At 70.9% G+C, this 15,398-nt stretch carries 14 protein-coding genes; 9 read left to right on the top strand and 5 right to left on the bottom strand.

Annotated features, from left to right (window positions below):
• A partial coding sequence (locus G6024_RS03475; protein WP_235027744.1) for a DUF4192 family protein occupies positions 1 to 739 on the bottom strand: 739 nt, incomplete at its 3' end.
• A gap of 286 nt (positions 740 to 1,025) precedes the next feature.
• Between G6024_RS03475 and G6024_RS03470 the strand changes: the two genes are divergently transcribed.
• The 7 genes from G6024_RS03470 to G6024_RS03440 all read left to right on the top strand — a co-directional run bounded on the left by G6024_RS03470 (position 1,026) and on the right by G6024_RS03440 (position 8,243).
• Positions 1,026 to 1,976: a proteasome assembly chaperone family protein gene (locus G6024_RS03470; RefSeq protein WP_069390205.1), complete on the top strand. Its 951-nt coding sequence runs from the start codon at positions 1,026 to 1,028 to the stop codon at positions 1,974 to 1,976.
• Positions 1,977 to 2,003: 27 nt separating this feature from the next.
• Positions 2,004 to 4,550, top strand: a complete 2,547-nt coding sequence (locus G6024_RS03465) for a DEAD/DEAH box helicase (RefSeq protein WP_159148027.1) — start codon at positions 2,004 to 2,006, stop codon at positions 4,548 to 4,550.
• Between the two features lie 85 nt (positions 4,551 to 4,635).
• The gene (locus G6024_RS03460; protein WP_096905531.1) at positions 4,636 to 5,094 is read left to right on the top strand and encodes a DUF3817 domain-containing protein; all 459 of its coding nucleotides are present in this window, start codon (positions 4,636 to 4,638) and stop codon (positions 5,092 to 5,094) included.
• Positions 5,091 to 5,759 (top strand): TetR/AcrR family transcriptional regulator, encoded by a 669-nt coding sequence (locus G6024_RS03455; protein ID WP_083249828.1) that lies wholly within the window; start codon positions 5,091 to 5,093, stop codon positions 5,757 to 5,759. Before G6024_RS03460 ends, G6024_RS03455 begins: the two co-directional genes overlap by 4 nt.
• Positions 5,760 to 5,763: 4 nt before the next feature.
• Positions 5,764 to 6,579 carry an NUDIX hydrolase gene (locus tag G6024_RS03450; protein ID WP_067715878.1) on the top strand — a complete coding sequence of 272 codons (816 nt, stop codon included), beginning with the start codon at positions 5,764 to 5,766 and terminating at the stop codon, positions 6,577 to 6,579.
• A 79-nt stretch (positions 6,580 to 6,658) separates the two neighbouring features.
• A complete protein-coding gene (locus G6024_RS03445) occupies positions 6,659 to 7,648 on the top strand; it encodes a TY-Chap domain-containing protein (protein WP_159148025.1) in 990 nt (329 codons plus the stop codon).
• A gap of 55 nt (positions 7,649 to 7,703) precedes the next feature.
• Positions 7,704 to 8,243: a hypothetical protein gene (locus tag G6024_RS03440; RefSeq protein WP_159148023.1), complete on the top strand. Its 540-nt coding sequence runs from the start codon at positions 7,704 to 7,706 to the stop codon at positions 8,241 to 8,243.
• On the opposite strand, the gene G6024_RS03435 is transcribed toward G6024_RS03440, so the two are convergent.
• Positions 8,240 to 8,623 (bottom strand): YchJ family protein, encoded by a 384-nt coding sequence (locus G6024_RS03435; RefSeq protein ID WP_159148021.1) that lies wholly within the window; start codon positions 8,621 to 8,623, stop codon positions 8,240 to 8,242. The two genes, G6024_RS03440 and G6024_RS03435, sit on opposite strands and share 4 nt — an antisense overlap.
• A 140-nt stretch (positions 8,624 to 8,763) precedes the next feature.
• Here G6024_RS03435 and G6024_RS03430 point away from each other — a divergent pair, with 140 nt between their 5' ends.
• Both G6024_RS03430 and G6024_RS03425 read left to right on the top strand, forming a co-directional pair.
• On the top strand, positions 8,764 to 9,012 hold the full coding sequence (locus G6024_RS03430; protein WP_120283106.1) for a hypothetical protein: 249 nt from the start codon (positions 8,764 to 8,766) through the stop codon (positions 9,010 to 9,012).
• A 42-nt stretch (positions 9,013 to 9,054) separates the two neighbouring features.
• Positions 9,055 to 10,611: a fatty acyl-CoA synthetase gene (locus G6024_RS03425; RefSeq protein ID WP_067715801.1), complete on the top strand. Its 1,557-nt coding sequence runs from the start codon at positions 9,055 to 9,057 to the stop codon at positions 10,609 to 10,611.
• On the opposite strand, the gene G6024_RS03420 is transcribed toward G6024_RS03425, so the two are convergent.
• Genes G6024_RS03420 through gcvP form a run of 3 tightly spaced genes read right to left on the bottom strand, consistent with a single transcriptional unit; the run spans position 10,586 to position 15,260 of the window.
• Positions 10,586 to 11,476 (bottom strand): alpha/beta fold hydrolase, encoded by an 891-nt coding sequence (locus G6024_RS03420; protein ID WP_082923882.1) that lies wholly within the window; start codon positions 11,474 to 11,476, stop codon positions 10,586 to 10,588. The genes G6024_RS03425 and G6024_RS03420 overlap by 26 nt on opposite strands.
• 26 nt (positions 11,477 to 11,502) lie before the next feature.
• Positions 11,503 to 12,330: an 8-oxoguanine DNA glycosylase OGG fold protein gene (locus tag G6024_RS03415; RefSeq protein WP_067715796.1), complete on the bottom strand. Its 828-nt coding sequence runs from the start codon at positions 12,328 to 12,330 to the stop codon at positions 11,503 to 11,505.
• A 50-nt stretch (positions 12,331 to 12,380) separates the two neighbouring features.
• On the bottom strand, positions 12,381 to 15,260 hold the full coding sequence (gcvP, locus tag G6024_RS03410; RefSeq protein ID WP_172812136.1) for an aminomethyl-transferring glycine dehydrogenase: 2,880 nt from the start codon (positions 15,258 to 15,260) through the stop codon (positions 12,381 to 12,383).
• Positions 15,261 to 15,398: the final 138 nt, after the last annotated feature.

Below are 15,398 nucleotides of genomic sequence, written 5' to 3'. Positions count from 1 at the left end.
GACGGGCCCCGTCCACCCGCGGCGGCCCCGACTCGTGGGGATCCTCGTCGCAGGCGTCCGCGTCCCGCACGAGGTACATCCGGTCTATCTCGTCCCGCGAGCCGGACCGGACCCGGCCACCGTACGCGTGGACCGCGGCGATCTGCGTCGAGTCGGGATCGAGTTGGACCCCACGGACCATCCCGAACAGGTCCACCCACGGTGCGCCCTCGGCGAACTCGCCGACGCCGTAGGCCGCCGCGACCTCTGTGCCCGCGACACCCAGCCAGTACTCGAACGCCGATGCGGCGTCCTCCGCCCGCAAGCCCGCGTGGTAGTCCTCCACGCAGTCCTCGTGCACCACGACCAGATGCACCGACCCGATCCCCTCCCGCGCGCAGAACTGCGCCAACCCGCGCGCGGGACCGGGATCGACAGCCGGGTTCGAGCGCCCCACGGAAGCGTCGTCGGGACCGCCGTCGTGATAACCGTCCACGTCGTCGTCACCGTCGAGCAACTCGTCGTCATCGGGGTCGCCCCGTCCCGCCCCCAGCAACCCGTCGACATCCATACGGACCACCGGCCCCTGCCCGCCGTCGGCCGTCTCGCCGCACAGCACCACCACCGACCCCCGGCCCGGTGGGAACCCGAGCATCGCCGGTATGGAGGCGATCAACTCCTCCGGCGAGGAGATCACCACCGTCGCCCGTCCGTCCGCCCCGTCATCGTCGATCATCTCGCCGGTCGTCATCGCCCTCATCCGTCTCCTGTCTCGCGCGTCCTGGGCCCCGCCCGGGTCCCGGCCCGCAGGTGCCGTGCACCGGTCTCACCATCGGGCACGTGGTCGGCCACCGGAGGCCTGCGGGCGTCCTGTCGCGCCCCGCCTGTGGAGAGGGGGACGACCTGTGGGGAACGGCAGGGGCACCGCCACCGGGGAATCAACCCGGGCGCGGTGTCGTTGTCACAGTTGTGAACCCCGTCCCGGATGGACGACCGGGCGACCCCGTACTCCCGACGGACGGGGTGTGGTGACGAGAGGAGTCGACATGGCCAGGCACAGCGATCTGTACCGAATGATCGAACCCGTTCCCGACCTGCGTTCTGAGGACGGCCGCGGGCCGGTCCTCGTGCACGGACTCGAGGGGTTCTCGGATGCCGGCCAGGCGATCCAGGGCGTGGCCGAACACCTCCGCGAAACCCTGGACTCGCAGCTGATCGTCGAGTTCGACGTCGACGAGCTGGTGGACTACCGGTCCCGCCGCCCCCACCTGAAATACTCGTTCGATCGGTTCTCCGAGTACGACCAGCCGACGATCCAACTGCACGCCGTCAAGGCCACCGACGGCACGTCGTTCCTGTTGCTCTCGGGCCTCGAACCCGACCTGAAGTGGGACGGTTTCACCAACTCCGTGATCGATCTGGCCGCCACCTTCGGCGTCCGCATGTCGATCGGACTCGGGGCAATGCCGCTGGGCGTGCCGCACACCCGGCCGACCAACTCCAGCGCCCACGCCAGTGATGTGGACCTCATCCAGGGGTTCACCGCCTGGCCCGGCGAGTTCTCCGTGCCCGGCAACGTGACCTCACTGCTCGAGCTGCGGATGGCCGAGCACGGGATCCCGTCCGCGGGCTTCACCGTGCACGTCCCCCAGTACCTGTCCCAGACCGCGTACCCCGCGGCGGTGCTCAACCTCGTCGACAACGTCTCGCGGCTCGCGGACCTCGAGCTGCCGACCACCGGACTGGAGAAGGCCGCCGAGGAGTTCACCGCGCAGGTCAACGCGCAGATCGAGAACAACCACGAGGTCCTCACCGCCGTCGAGCTCATGGAGAAGCAGTACGACCAGTTCATGGAGACGCGGCTGGGCTCCGATTCACTCAACCCCGGCGGCAAGCCGTTGCCCTCCGGCGACGAGATCGGTGCCGAGTTCGAGCGGTTCCTGGCCCAGCAGGCCGAGGACGACGGGTCGGGCCGGGGCCCGGAGATGAACGGCTGACCGACCCCGGCGACTAGGCTCGGACCGGTGCATCTGCCCCACCTCCTCGCCGACCTCGACGACGTCCCCGCCGACCTGCACGACGAGGCGGTGTTCGACGCGTTCGTGGCGTGGGCCGCCGACCGGGGGCTGACGCCGTACCCGGCGCAGGAGGAAGCCGTCCTCGAGATCGCCGCCGGCAGCCACGTGATCCTGGCCACCCCCACAGGCTCCGGCAAGTCCCTCGTGGCACTGGGGGCCCACTTCTCGGCGATGGCACGAGGTGTCCGCAGCTACTACACCGCCCCCATCAAGGCGCTCGTCAGCGAGAAGTTCTTCGCCCTGTGCGAGGTCTTCGGCGCCGAGAACGTGGGCATGCTCACCGGCGACGCCTCGGTCAACGCCGACGCCCCCATCGTCTGCGCCACCGCCGAGATCGTCGCCAACATCGCCCTGCGAGAGGGGTCGGCCGCCGACATCGGCCAGGTGGTGATGGACGAGTTCCACTACTACTCCGAGCCGGACCGCGGGTGGGCCTGGCAGGTGCCGCTCATCGAACTGCCCGACACGCAGTTTCTGCTCATGTCCGCGACCCTCGGGGACGTCGACTGGTTGCGGGAGGACCTGCGTCGGCGCACGGGTCGGGAGTGCGTGCACATCGGCGGCACCGAACGCCCCGTCCCCCTGTCGTTCGAGTACGAGCTCAGCGGCGTCCACGAGACGGTGGAACTGCTCCTCCGTGACGGCAAGGCCCCCGTCTACATCGTCCACTTCACCCAGGCCGCCGCACTCGAACAGGCCCAGGCGTTGACCTCGCTCTCGGTGGCGACCAAGGAGCGCAAGGCCGCGGTCTCCGAGGAGATCGGCGGGTTCCGGTTCAGCACCGCGTTCGGCCGCACCCTGCGCAAACTCCTGCTCCACGGGATCGGCGTCCACCACGCGGGCATGCTCCCCAAATACCGGCGGCTGGTGGAGCGGCTGGCGCAGGACGGCCTGCTCACCGTCATCTGCGGTACGGACACCCTCGGCGTCGGGATCAACGTGCCCATCCGGACCGTGCTGTTCACCGGCCTGACCAAGTTCGACGGCCGTCGTCAGCGGGTCCTCAAGGCCCGCGAGTTCCACCAGATCGCGGGCCGTGCCGGTCGGGCCGGGTTCGACACCGAGGGGTTCGTGGTGGTGCTCGCCCCCGAGCACGAGATCGAGAACGCCAAGGCCGCCGCGAAGGCCGCCGCCAACCCCAAGAAGAAGGCCAAGGCGGGCAAGAAGAAGCCCCCCGAGGGGTTCGTCAACTGGTCCCGGTCGACCTTCGACAAGCTCGTCGGCGCGCAGCCGGAGCAACTGACCAGTCGCTTCGAGGTGAGCAACTCGATGCTGCTCAACATCATCTCCCGACCCGGCAGTTGCTACGACCACATGCGGCACCTGCTGTTGTCCTCGCACGAGACCCGCGCGCGGGTACGTCGGCACGTGCTCCGCGCGATCGAGCTGTTCCGCGGACTGGAGGCCGCCGGGATCGTGGAACGGCTCCCGGAGCCCGACGGCGACGGGCGGCACGTCCGGCTGACGGTGGACCTCCAACGGGATTTCGCGCTGAACCAGCCGCTGGCGCCGTTCGCGATCGCTGCGATGGAGGTGCTCGACCCGGAGTCCCCCACCCCCGAGCTGGACCTGGTCTCGGTGATCGAGGCCGTGCTCGACGATCCCCGGCCGATCCTGTACGCCCAGCAGCGCCAGGCCCGTGGGGAGGCGATCGGGGCGCTCAAGGCCGACGGGGTCGAGTACTCCGAGCGCATGGAGTTGGTCGAGGACATCTCGTGGCCCAAGCCGCTCGGGGACCTCATCGCCGACGCCTACGACGCCTACCGCGCAGGGCATCCGTGGGTCGCCGGGATCGAACCGTCACCGAAATCGGTCATCCGGGAGATGGTCGAACGGGGCATGACGTTCTCGGACCTCGTCTCGGCCTACGGGCTCGGCCGCTCCGAGGGAGCCGTCCTGCGCTACCTCACCGACGCCTACCGGGCACTGCGCCAGACCGTCCCCGCCGACCGACGCTCCGAGGAGTTCGAGGACCTGGTCGAGTGGCTGGGCGAACTGGTCCGACAGGTGGACTCGAGCCTGCTGGACGAGTGGGAGCTCCTCACCGACCCGGATGTGTCGTCCGCCCAGGTCGCGGAGCTCGCGTTCGGTGAGTCCGCCGGGAACACCAGGCCCGTCACCGCGAACAGGCGCGCGTTCCGCGTGATGGTGCGCAACGCGATGTTCCGCCGCGTCGAACTGCTCTCGCGCGACGACATCGAGCGGTTGGCGGAACTTGACGCCGACGTGCCCGACCACCCCGACTGGGACTCGGAGATCGACGCCTACTGGGACGAGTACGACGCCATCGGAACCGGTCCGGCGGCCCGTGGCCCGGCGCTGTTCACGGTCACCGAGTCGGGCCCCGGCGTGGAGACCAATACGTGGCGGGTCCGGCAGGTGCTCGACGACCCGGAGGGCGACCACGGTTGGGCGATCGAGGGTGTGGTGGACCTGGCGGCCTGCGACGAGGCGGGCGAGGTGCGTTTCGCCTCACTCGCCCTCCACGGGTGAACCCGCCCCCGACCTGGAACCTACCCGCGCGGCCCGGGTCCGTAGCATGTGCGACGAACCCCGACCCGATCGATGGAGGACAGTTGTGACCCCCCGCATCCTGTACAAGAGACTCGCGCTCGCGGAGGTGGTCACCTGGACGCTCCTGATCCTGGGCATGATCGGCAAGTACGGCTTGGGATTCGACTGGGCGACCATGGTCGGCGGCAGCGTCCACGGGTTCGTGTTCCTCTGCTACGCGGTGGCCACCGTCGCGGTATGGACCGACAAGCGGTGGACCGCAGGGACCGGTGTCCTCGGTCTGGCCTCCGCCGTGATCCCCTATGCGACCGTCCCGTTCGAGCGGTCGGTGGAGCGTCGTGGACTGCTCGACGGCCCGTGGCGGGTCGGCCCGGAGGGCGACGCCCCGCGTACGCTCCCGGAGCGCGTTCTGGCCTTCGCGGTGCGGTCGCCCGCCCTCGCGTTGGTGGCGACGCTCGTCGTGGTGGCGATCGTGTTCTCGCTGTTGCTGATGGCCGGCCCGCCGACCGAGTGGTTCTCGTGACCCCCACCCGCGAACCCGGCCGCCGGGAGTTGAACAAGGCCGACAAGCAGCGGCGCATCCACGCGGCCGCCCGCGACCTGTTCACCCGTCGCGGCTACTCCTCGGTGACCACCCAGGAGGTCGCCGATCTGGCCGAGGTCGGGACGGGGACGCTGTTCCGGTACGCGCAGTCCAAGGGCGAACTGTTGTGCATGGTCGCCAACGACGAGTTCCGCGCGATGGTCGAGACCGTCCCGGCCACCGGCGACCCGGTGAACGATCTCGTCACCCTGTGCGAACCTCTCCTGGTGGCGCTCGACAGGCAGCCGGAGAACATCGCGGCGTACCACCGCGAGACGCTGTTCGGGGAGCCCGGGCCGCACCGCGCGGAGGCGCAACGCATCCTCGGAGAGCTTCGCGACCTCATCGCCGGCGTCCTCGCAGGTCACTCGGGCACCTCCGCGACCGCGGACGACCTCGCCGGTCCGGCCCAGACCGTGTTCGACGTGCTCTACATGACCATCGTGCGGTGCGGGGTGGAGCGCTCCCCCGTCAGCGACAGCCGCGGGACTGTCACCGAGCAGGTCCGCCACGTGCTCTACGGCGTCCTGCCTCCGGCCGCCACGGGTTCCGACCGACCACACCCACCCCGGTGTGCGGCGCGCCACCGCGTCGGGCGAGACTGACAGCATGACCGAGGTTGACCAGAGCACCGCCCGCCCCGTCAAGGACGCCTCCACCGTGATGGTGATCCGCGATTCCACCGCCGGCCCGGAGGTGTTCGTCGCCCGCCGCGTCAAGGGTATGGCGTTCGCCGGTGGGATGACCGTCTTCCCGGGTGGAGGGGTGGACGCCGCCGACGACGACCCCGACCTCGCGTGGACGGGCCCGGCCCCCACCTGGTGGGCCGAGCGCCTCGGGTGCGACGAGCCGCGGGCCCGCCGGCTGGTCTGCGCCGCCGCCCGGGAGACGTTCGAGGAGTGCGGTGTCCTGTTGGCGGATCACCTCGACGGAGCCGCGGTCTCGGATGCCGGCAGGTACCACTCGGCCCGGGCCGAGCTCGAAGCCCACGAATTGTCGTTCAGCGGCTTCCTGGAGCGGGAGGAGCTCTCGCTGGCCGCCGGCCGTCTCCGTCCGTTCGACCACTGGATCACTCCCGAGGTCGAGAAGCGCCGGTACGACACCCGGTTCTTCCTCGCCGCACTGCCGGGCGGGCAGGAGCCGGACGACCTGACCACCGAGGTGGACCTGACCATGTGGGCCCGCCCCGTGGACCTGCTGGCGGACTTCCGTACCGGCCACTCGATGCTGCTGCCGCCCACCTGGACCCAGCTACGCCACCTCGCCGAGTTCGCGGACGTCGACTCCGCACTGGCCGCGTCCCGGACCATCGCGCCGATCCAACCGGAGATCATCGAGCACCGCGGCGGCATCAGGGTCGGGTTCGACGGCTCCGACGAGTACTGGTCGGACTATCAGGCAGGGCATCCGCCGACCGGGAACTGATCGGCGCGCGCCGGGACCCGTGCGCCGGACCCTGTCGAACCGCTCACGGAGACGGTGGCTCGGTGGTTGACTGCCTTGCATGCCGGCATTCGAGTTCGACGTGGACGCGTCGATCGCGGCCGGGTGGGACCGTTTCGCCTCCCACCTGGCCGATCTCCTGCGCGACCTGGTCCCCGGCGCGATCTTCGACCTGGCGGTACCCGTCCTCGGTGCGCCCTCCGCGCACACGCCGTACATCCGGTTCACCGCCGTCGCCTCCGGGCGGGTCGACGCCGAGGTCTCCGGCGGCGGTTCCGAGGACACCCCCACCCCCCTGCGCCCCGCGCAACTGGCGCAGCTCTCGGCCCTCGGATGGCAGGCCGCCGACACGGGTCGTGAACCGGATCCCGCCGCCGGCCCCCGTGTCAGCCTGACGACGGACCGGGCCCGCGAGCTGTCCCACCTCGTCGCCGGGACCCTGGAACAGGTGTTCGGGATCCGACACCCGGTGTTCCTGCACGATGTCACCGACTCCGATCCGGATGACCTCGTCGGCGCGCGTCCGGTCGAGCCCGGGGCTCCGGACGGGGACCCGTCCGACGCCGGGAGCCCCGCGGGCGGCGAGGACGACTTCCGCCCGCAGCCGATCACCGATCCGGACCAGGCGACCCGGGCGGTGGAAGCCGCCCTCACCGAGGTCTACCGGCGGCGCGTCCGGGCCGACGAGCACGATGTCTTCACCGTCCCCGCCGGGTGCGTCCTGCTCTTCGTGCGCGCGCACCGTTCCCTGCCGCTCATCGTGTTCCGCAGTCCGCTGGTGTCGGCGGTGGAGGACGCGGCCGCCGCGGAGACCGAGGTCGCGATCCTCAACCGCGACTCCTTGTGGTGCCGGTACGTCTTCGACGGCAAGGCGATCACCGCCGAGTCGGAGTTCGTCGACCGGGTGTTCGTGCCGGTCAACTTCAAGATCCAGCTGGCCGAGATCTCCGCGGAGCTCGATGACGTCTACCCGGACCTCGTACGCCGGGTCGCGGGCAAACACTCGCGGGACCTGCGAGCCTCCGATGACCCCGACCCCGACGGGCCGTAGGATCAGGGACTGCCGGGACCGGCCCGGCGCACGATCCCGCCACAGGAGCGCCCCTATGCGTCGCGCCGCCCTCGCCGCCGTGGTCACGGCGGCGACCGTGTTGACCAGTGCCTGCTCTCCGTCGCTCCTCGGCGACGACGACGAACGCGCCGTGCCCGTCCCCACCGCCGAGCCCAGCGGCCCGCTGCCCTCATCCCAGCAGTTCGACCGCCCGTTCCCCGTCTCGGGCGATCTGTGGGACGCCACCGTCACCGTGTCGAACCTGCGGATCGAGCAGTCCTCCGCGTACTCGGACGCCGTGCTGGTGGTGGATGTCCGTGCCGTGCAGTCGTCCGGGCAGCCCGAGTTGGGTCCGGCCGACTTCTCCGCCTTCGACCCCTCGGGACGACCCTTCGAGCGGATCCAGAACCCCACGGGAATCGTCGACGACCCGCTGGTCCCCTCGGTCCTGGCCACCCCCGGCGAGGAGATCCGGGGAATGGTGGCCTGGACGGTGCCCCGCGGTGTCAGGATCGGCCGGATCGATGTGACCACCCCCGGCACGATCGGTTCGTTCATCGTGACCCGCCAGCCGGACGACCCCGCCCGGTCCTAGTCGCCCGCGGGATCCGATCCCGTCAGGTACGTCCAGCGCCCGCCCCTGCGCTCGAACAGCGACCGTTCCCACATCACGGTCGGGCCCTCCGGGCCGGTGTACCGCGCTTCGAACTCGACCACCCCGTCGTCGTCGCCCTCACCTCCGGCGACCACCTCCACGACGGTGAGCCCGGTCCACTCCACCTCGGAGGCCTCGACCGTCGGCGGCCTGGTCCGGGGATGCCACGTGCGCCAGAGATGGTCCGTGTGCCCCAGCACGAACGCCGTGTACCGCGACCGCATCAGCCGCTCGGCCGTGCGCGCGGGTAGGCCGTCCTCGACGATCGGACCGCAGCACGTCCCGAACCCGTCCCCACTGCCACACGGGCATGCGCTCATCGGTCCACTCCGTTCCCCCTGCGATCCGATCCCCTCAGGCTACCGCCGCCGCACCGGGCGGCCACCGACCCGCCCAGCCCCGCCACCGGACGCCGCCCGCCTACCCCCGGCCTTCCCGGCGGTCTATCCTCGCTGGTGACATGACTGGTTTCGCTTCCCTCCGCTCGCTCACGCGACGCCGCCCGGACCCCGACCTCGCACCCCTGCGCGTGCGCTCCTGCCGCGACCTGTGCAATTGGAACGAGACCCCGGTCGAACGCCGGGGAGAGCCGCTGTTCGCGTGCCGCGGATGCGGATCCCAGTGGGTCCCGAGTGAACCGTGGACCCCGCGCGAGGCCACCGGGGAGATCCCCCGGGCCGTCCTGGACCTCCTCCGGTCCGGCGACTGACCACCCGGGGTACGACGTCACCGTCCGCTATAGAGTCGGACCATGACAACGACCCCTCTGTCCCCCCTCTCGTCCGCCGGCGCCGGGACCGTCGACGCGATCCTGCGACGGTCCGCCTCCCGGTTCCCCGACCGGGTCGCCCTGACCTTCGCCGACCGTCGCTGGACCTACGCCGAACTCGACACCGCGGTCGACCGGGTCGCCTCCCTGCTCGCCGCTCGGGGGCTCGACGACGGTGCGCGGATCGCCGCCTACGGGGTCAATTCGGACGCCTACCTCATCGGCTTCCTCGCGACCTCACGGGCGGGGTACACCCACGTCCCGGTGAACTACGCCCTGACGGGCGGAGAGCTCGAGTACCTCCTGACGGATTCCGGCGCCTCACTCGTGCTGGTCGACCCCGCACAGGCGCCGACCCTCGAGACCGTCGTCCAGACCCTGCCGTCGCTGCAGACGCTCGCGCTGCAACCCGCCGCCGGGGACCCCGCCGACGGCACGCTGCTGGGCGCGGCAGTGGATCGGGGCGAGGCCCGGCCCGTCGACTCCCCCGCATCCGGGAGCGACCTCGCGCAGCTCCTGTACACCTCGGGCACCACCTCGCGGCCCAAGGGCGCGATGATGACGCACGCGGCACTGGCGCACGAGTACGTCAGCTGCATCCTCTCCCTCGACCTCGCCGCGGATGACGCACCACTGGTGACGATGCCGCTGTACCACTCCGCGGCCATGCACGTGTTCGCGATGCCGTACCTCTCGCTGGGGGCGACGGTGCACCTGATGGCCGCGCCCGACATCCCGGAGATCCTCCGGCGCGTCGAGGAGGACGGGATCGGGTCGCTGTTCCTCGCACCGACGGTCTGGGTTCCGCTGGCCTCCCACCCCGACCTCGACACGCGTGACCTGTCGAGCCTGCGCAAGGCCCAGTACGGCGCGTCGATCATGCCGGTCACCGTGCTGCAGCGCCTGCGCGACAAGTACCCCGAGCTCGGGTTCTACAACTGCTTCGGGCAGTCCGAGATCGGGCCGCTGGCGTGCGTCCTGCGTCCCGAGGAGCACGATGCACGCCCGGCCAGTGCCGGCCGTCCCGTCTTCTTCGTCGAGGCGCGCGTCGTCGACGAGAGCGGCGCGGAGGTCGCGGCCGGCGAGCAGGGTGAGATCGTCTACCGCTCCCCGCAACTGTGCCAGGGGTACTGGAACAAGCCCGAGGCCACGCAGGAGGCGTTCCGCGACGGGTGGTTCCACTCCGGGGACCTCGTGGTGCGTGACCCGGAGGGGTTCGTCGAGGTGGTCGACCGGATCAAGGACGTCATCAACACCGGCGGTGTCCTGGTGGCCTCCCGCGAGGTGGAGGACGCCGTGTACCGGGACGAGCGGGTCGCCGAGGTCGCCGTGATCGGCACCCCGGATCCCAAGTGGATCGAGGCGGTGACCGCGGTCGTCGTCCTCAAGGACGGAGCTCACGCCACGGAGGACGAGATCGTCGCGGGCACGCGCGAGCACCTCGCCCCGTTCAAGGTGCCCAAGCGGGTGGTGTTCGTCGATGAACTGCCCCGCAACCAGTCCGGAAAGCTCCTCAAGCGGGAGTTGCGGCAGGACTGACACGCCTCGGGGCGGTCAGGCGATCCGGGCCAGGACCTCGCGTGCCACCAACGCGGGGGTCCTGTTCCGGTATCCAGTGGCCGAGGTCATCGAGCGGGACGAAACGGTACTCGGCCGTCACCCGCTCCGCCGTCGCGTCGGCCCCGCTGCGCGCGACCGCGGGATCCTGCCCGCCCCACAGGAAGGTGGTGGGGACGGTGACGTCGGGGAGGTCATACCGCCGCATCGCGCGGTACCAGTGCAGGGCTGCGGTCAGGGCCGAGCGCTCCCCGAGCACCTCGAGATGCCGGTCCACCAGATCCGGCGGTACCTGCCCGCCGAACATGGCGCGCAGTCGGTGGGCATCTCCCTCGAGGAGCACGTCCTCGGCCTTGCCCTCCTGTCGGAACAATCCGAAGTACGCCGACCGGGCCTGCTGATCGGGATCCGTCCCGATCGCGTCGGAGAACGCCGCGAGATGCGGGATCGAGATGGCCGTGAGGCTGGCGACCCGATCCGGATGGTGGGCGGCCAACCACCATGCCACGGACGCCCCCCAGTCATGACCCACCACGTGGACACGCTCGAGCCCCAGACCGTCCGCCACGGCGAGGGCGTCAGCCGACAGGTGCTCGATGGCATAGTCCGCCACATCGTGCGGACGCGCTCCGGGCGAGTATCCACGCTGCATGGGGGCCACCACCCGGACCCCCTGAGTCACCAGGTCCGCGGCGACGCGTTCCCATTCCCACGCCGACTCGGGGAAGCCGTGCAGGGCCAACACCGTCCGCACCGGTGCAGTGTCGGCCGCGTGGCCGTCCGGCTCCCACACCAGGACGTCGAGGGTGCCTGCCGGGACGTCCACGGTCGTTCTCCGGGGTTCCATGGAGCGGACCCTAGCGCGCCACCGGGTCAGCGCGGGCGGGTTCCCCGATGCGTCCGGGCGGACGCGCTCGAGCAGCCGGCCGGCGCCCGCCGGTCGTGCCACTCCCGGACGAGCCACATCTCGATAACCAGCGGGTCGACGGCCGCCTCGCGCACCCACGCGGCGACCACGTCCAGGTATCGCTGGTAGCGCCGGGGGGTCAGCCGGGCGGCCGAGTCGATCTCGGTCCAGCCGGCGTGGATCAGGGTGCCGATCCCCGCCGGATCGACCGGCACGATATGCGGCGCCGACCAGGCCATGCCCAACGACGACAGGTACAGCGATGCCAGGGGATACCCCAGGTCCGGAACGCCGCGCCCCGCTCTGCCGGCGGGAGCTCCGTGCCGCAGGAGGTTCATCGCCTCAACCGGCGCGTCGAGCCAGTCCACCACCTCGTGCAGCACGAGTGGGTATCCGTGGGAGGAGACCGATACCCGACCGTGCCGGTCCCGCTCGGCTACCCGGAAGTCCGGCAGCCCGCGCCGCACCCCCGATCGCGACGGGTGGCCGGACAGCCAGGCGGCGCACATGTAGAGCGCCACCACGGATTCCTCGAGACTGCCCCGGGCGCGCCGACCCGCCGCCCACAGGTCGCTCCTGCGGAGGTACCCGGACCCGGACTCGACCCGCCCGCCGTCGAGGCCACCGGCGACCAGGCGGAGGTCGACGCCCTTCTCTGCGAGGCGCAGGTTCCACAGGTCCAGATCGATCCCGACGTACTCGTCGGCGACCAGCAGCGCGGGAGGCTGCGCGCGGCACCACTCGCGGCAGGCCGCGGGGAGTGCGGGGATCGGGTGGGGTCCGGTCGTCGTCATGCCCCGTACCGTGTCATGCGGGTACGACAACACCGGACCCCGGCGCCGGTTCAGTCCTGTGCGAACGCGTCCAACGGCGGGCACGAGCAGACCAGGTTGCGGTCGCCGTAGGCCCCGTCGATCCGGCGGACGGCCGGCCACACCTTCGGGCGCCAGGTCGACCCCAGGGGGTACCCCGCGACGCTGCGCGGGTAGGCGTGCGTCCACTCGTCGGCGGACACGCTCTCGGCCGTGTGGGGCGCGCCCCTGAGCGGGTTGTCGTCCACGGTCCACTCACCGTCGGAGACGCGGTCGATCTCGGAGCGTATGGCCGCCATCGCATCACAGAACGCGTCCAGTTCGGACAGGTCCTCGCTCTCGGTCGGCTCGACCATGAGCGTGTTGGGCACCGGGAAGCTCATGGTGGGCGCGTGGAAGCCGTAGTCGGCGAGACGCTTCGCGACGTCGTCGATCGAGATGCCGACCGAGTCGATGAGCGGGCGCAGGTCGAGGATGCACTCGTGGGCGACCCACCCGCCGTCACCGGAGTACAGCACCGGGAAGTGCTCCCCGATACGCCGGGCCAGATAGTTCGCGCTGGCGATGGCGGTGAGCGTGGCCCGGCGCAGTCCGTCGGCCCCCATCATCCGCACGTACGCCCACGTGATGGGCAGGATCGACGCGGAGCCGAACGCGGCCGAGGAGACCACGCCACCCGCGCCCAGGCCGTCCTCGTGGGGATGCCCGGGCAGGAAATCGCGCAGGTGCTCGGCCACCGCGACGGGGCCGACGCCCGGTCCACCGCCACCGTGGGGGATACAGAAGGTCTTGTGCAGGTTGAGGTGGCTCACGTCGCCCCCGAACCGGCCCGGGCGCGCGACCCCGACCAGCGCGTTGAGGTTGGCCCCGTCGATGTAGACCTGACCCCCGGCATCGTGGACGATCGCGCAGATCTGCTCGATGTCGTGCTCGTACACGCCGTGTGTGGACGGGTAGGTGATCATGATCGCCGACAGTTCGGCGCCGTACTTGTCCACCTTCGCGCGCAGGTCGTCCACGTCGACGTCGCCGTTCTCACGGCACGCCACCACGACGACCTTCATCCCGGCCATGACCGCGGAGGCGGCATTGGTGCCGTGCGCGGACGACGGGATGAGGCAGACCGTCCGGTCCTCCTCCCCGCGCGATCGGTGGTAACCGCGGATCGCGAGGAGTCCGGCGTACTCGCCCTGGCTACCGGCGTTGGGCTGCAGACTGACCGCCGCGTACCCGGTGATGTCGACGAGCCACTGCTCGACATCCGCGACGAGTTCGCGGAGTCCGGCGCTCTGGTCCGCCGGGGCGAACGGGTGGAGTCGGTTGAACTCCGGCCACGTGATGGGCTCCATCTCGGTGGTGGCGTTGAGCTTCATCGTGCACGAGCCCAGTGGGATCATGGTCCGGTCCAGCGCCATGTCCTTGTCCGAGAGCGCTCGCAGGTATCTCAGCATCGCGGTCTCGGTCCGGTACCGCACGAACGCCTCGTGCTGGAGGAACTCGCTCGTGCGATCCCCGTGGCCCGGATCCACCGAGATCTCGACGGCCCCGACGGCACCTGCGCCGAATGCCTCGAGCACGACCCCGACGTGCTCGGCGGTGGTGGCCTCGTCACACGCGATCGACACGGAGTCGTCGTCGACCTTCCACAGATTGACCCCACGCTCGGCGGCGGCGGCCAGTACCTCATCAGCGCGTCCCGGTACACGGGTCAGGACCGTGTCGAAGAACGCGTCGTGGACCACCTCGACCCCGGCCGAGCGCAGTCCCCGGGCGAGAGCATCGGCGTGGGCGTGCACCCGGCGGGCGATCGCCGAGAGACCGTCGGCGCCGTGATAGGACGCATACATCGCGGCCAGGACCGCCAGGAGGACCTGGGCGGTGCAGATGTTGGACGTCGCCTTCTCACGACGGATGTGCTGCTCACGGGTCTGGAGGGCGAGACGGTACGCGACCCGTCCGTCGGCGTCTGTCGACACCCCGACCAGACGACCCGGCAGGTTGCGGGCGTGCGCGCTGCGGCACGCGAGGAAACCGGCGTGCGGCCCGCCGAAGCCCATCGGGACCCCGAAGCGCTGGGTGGTGCCGAAGCACGCGTCCGCGCCCTTCTCCCCCGCGGGGGTCAGGACCGTCGCCGCCAGCAGGTCGACACCCGCGGCGACCATGGCGCCCCGCTCGTGGCACTGCTCGATGAGCCCGGACACGTCGGCGACACGACCGGACGCGCCGGGGGTCTGCACGAGCGCCCCGAAGAACTCTCCCTCGGGCAGGCCGTCGTCCACCAGGTTCGCGGTGACGATCTCGATGCCCAGGGGCTCGGCGCGGGTGGCGAGGATCGCCGCGGTCTGGGGGAAGATGTCGACGTCGACGGCGAAGCGGGGGCTCTTGGAGGAGCGGTTGGCCCGTCGCAGCATCGTCATGGCCTCGGCCGCGGCTGTGCCCTCGTCCAGCATGGAGGCGTTCGCCATGTCCATACCGGTCAGGTCGGAGACCATCGTCTGGAAATTCAGGAGCGCCTCGAGACGGCCCTGGCTGATCTCCGGCTGGTAGGGGGTGTAGCCCGTGTACCACGCCGGACTCTCGATGATGTTGCGGATGAGCACCGGCGGGGTGAGCGTGTCGTAGTACCCCTGGCCGATCATCGACACGGCGACGGTGTTGCGGTTCGCGAGTTCACGGAGCGCGGCGAGGGTGTCCGCCTCCGACAGCGGCTCCGGTAGCGCGTCGATCCCCTCAGCACGCCCGTCCGCGCCCACCTCGTCGAGGATGACCGACGGGACGGACCGCTCGGCGAGCTCGTCCAGCGAGCTCACCCCGATGGTGTCCAGGATGCGTTCCAGGCCGTGGGCGTCGGGACCCAGGTGGCGGGCGACGAACTCGCCTCCGGTCCGGGAGATGTCGGGGGTCGTCGTCACAGGTGCTCCTCAGGTGGCGGGGCCGCCCGGACAGGCGGCCTGCGGGCCGGTGCTACCCTCTCCGCTCTGTCCCCTGCCGGACGGGTGCCGGCGCCTGAGAGATTCACCGGACTCGCGAGGCGAGCCCGGCTTTCCCCG

Origin of the sequence: Dietzia maris (assembly GCF_014144855.1) — a bacterium.
Taxonomy (GTDB): domain Bacteria; phylum Actinomycetota; class Actinomycetes; order Mycobacteriales; family Mycobacteriaceae; genus Dietzia; species Dietzia kunjamensis.
The sequence above is the reverse complement of the archived record's forward strand: the minus strand, read 5'-3'. Positions and strand labels throughout refer to the sequence as shown.

Excerpts from the sequence above, each read along its gene's own strand:
- G6024_RS03470 (WP_069390205.1), top strand. The coding sequence starts at position 1,026 with ATGGCCAGGCACAGCGATCTGTACCGAATGATCGAACCCGTTCCCGAC.
- G6024_RS03450 (WP_067715878.1), top strand. The coding sequence starts at position 5,764 with ATGACCGAGGTTGACCAGAGCACCGCCCGCCCCGTCAAGGACGCCTCC.
- G6024_RS03445 (WP_159148025.1), top strand. The coding sequence starts at position 6,659 with ATGCCGGCATTCGAGTTCGACGTGGACGCGTCGATCGCGGCCGGGTGG.
- G6024_RS03440 (WP_159148023.1), top strand. The coding sequence starts at position 7,704 with ATGCGTCGCGCCGCCCTCGCCGCCGTGGTCACGGCGGCGACCGTGTTG.
- G6024_RS03435 (WP_159148021.1), bottom strand. The coding sequence starts at position 8,623 with ATGAGCGCATGCCCGTGTGGCAGTGGGGACGGGTTCGGGACGTGCTGC.
- G6024_RS03430 (WP_120283106.1), top strand. The coding sequence starts at position 8,764 with ATGACTGGTTTCGCTTCCCTCCGCTCGCTCACGCGACGCCGCCCGGAC.
- G6024_RS03425 (WP_067715801.1), top strand. The coding sequence starts at position 9,055 with ATGACAACGACCCCTCTGTCCCCCCTCTCGTCCGCCGGCGCCGGGACC.
- G6024_RS03420 (WP_082923882.1), bottom strand. The coding sequence starts at position 11,476 with ATGGAACCCCGGAGAACGACCGTGGACGTCCCGGCAGGCACCCTCGAC.
- G6024_RS03415 (WP_067715796.1), bottom strand. The coding sequence starts at position 12,330 with ATGACGACGACCGGACCCCACCCGATCCCCGCACTCCCCGCGGCCTGC.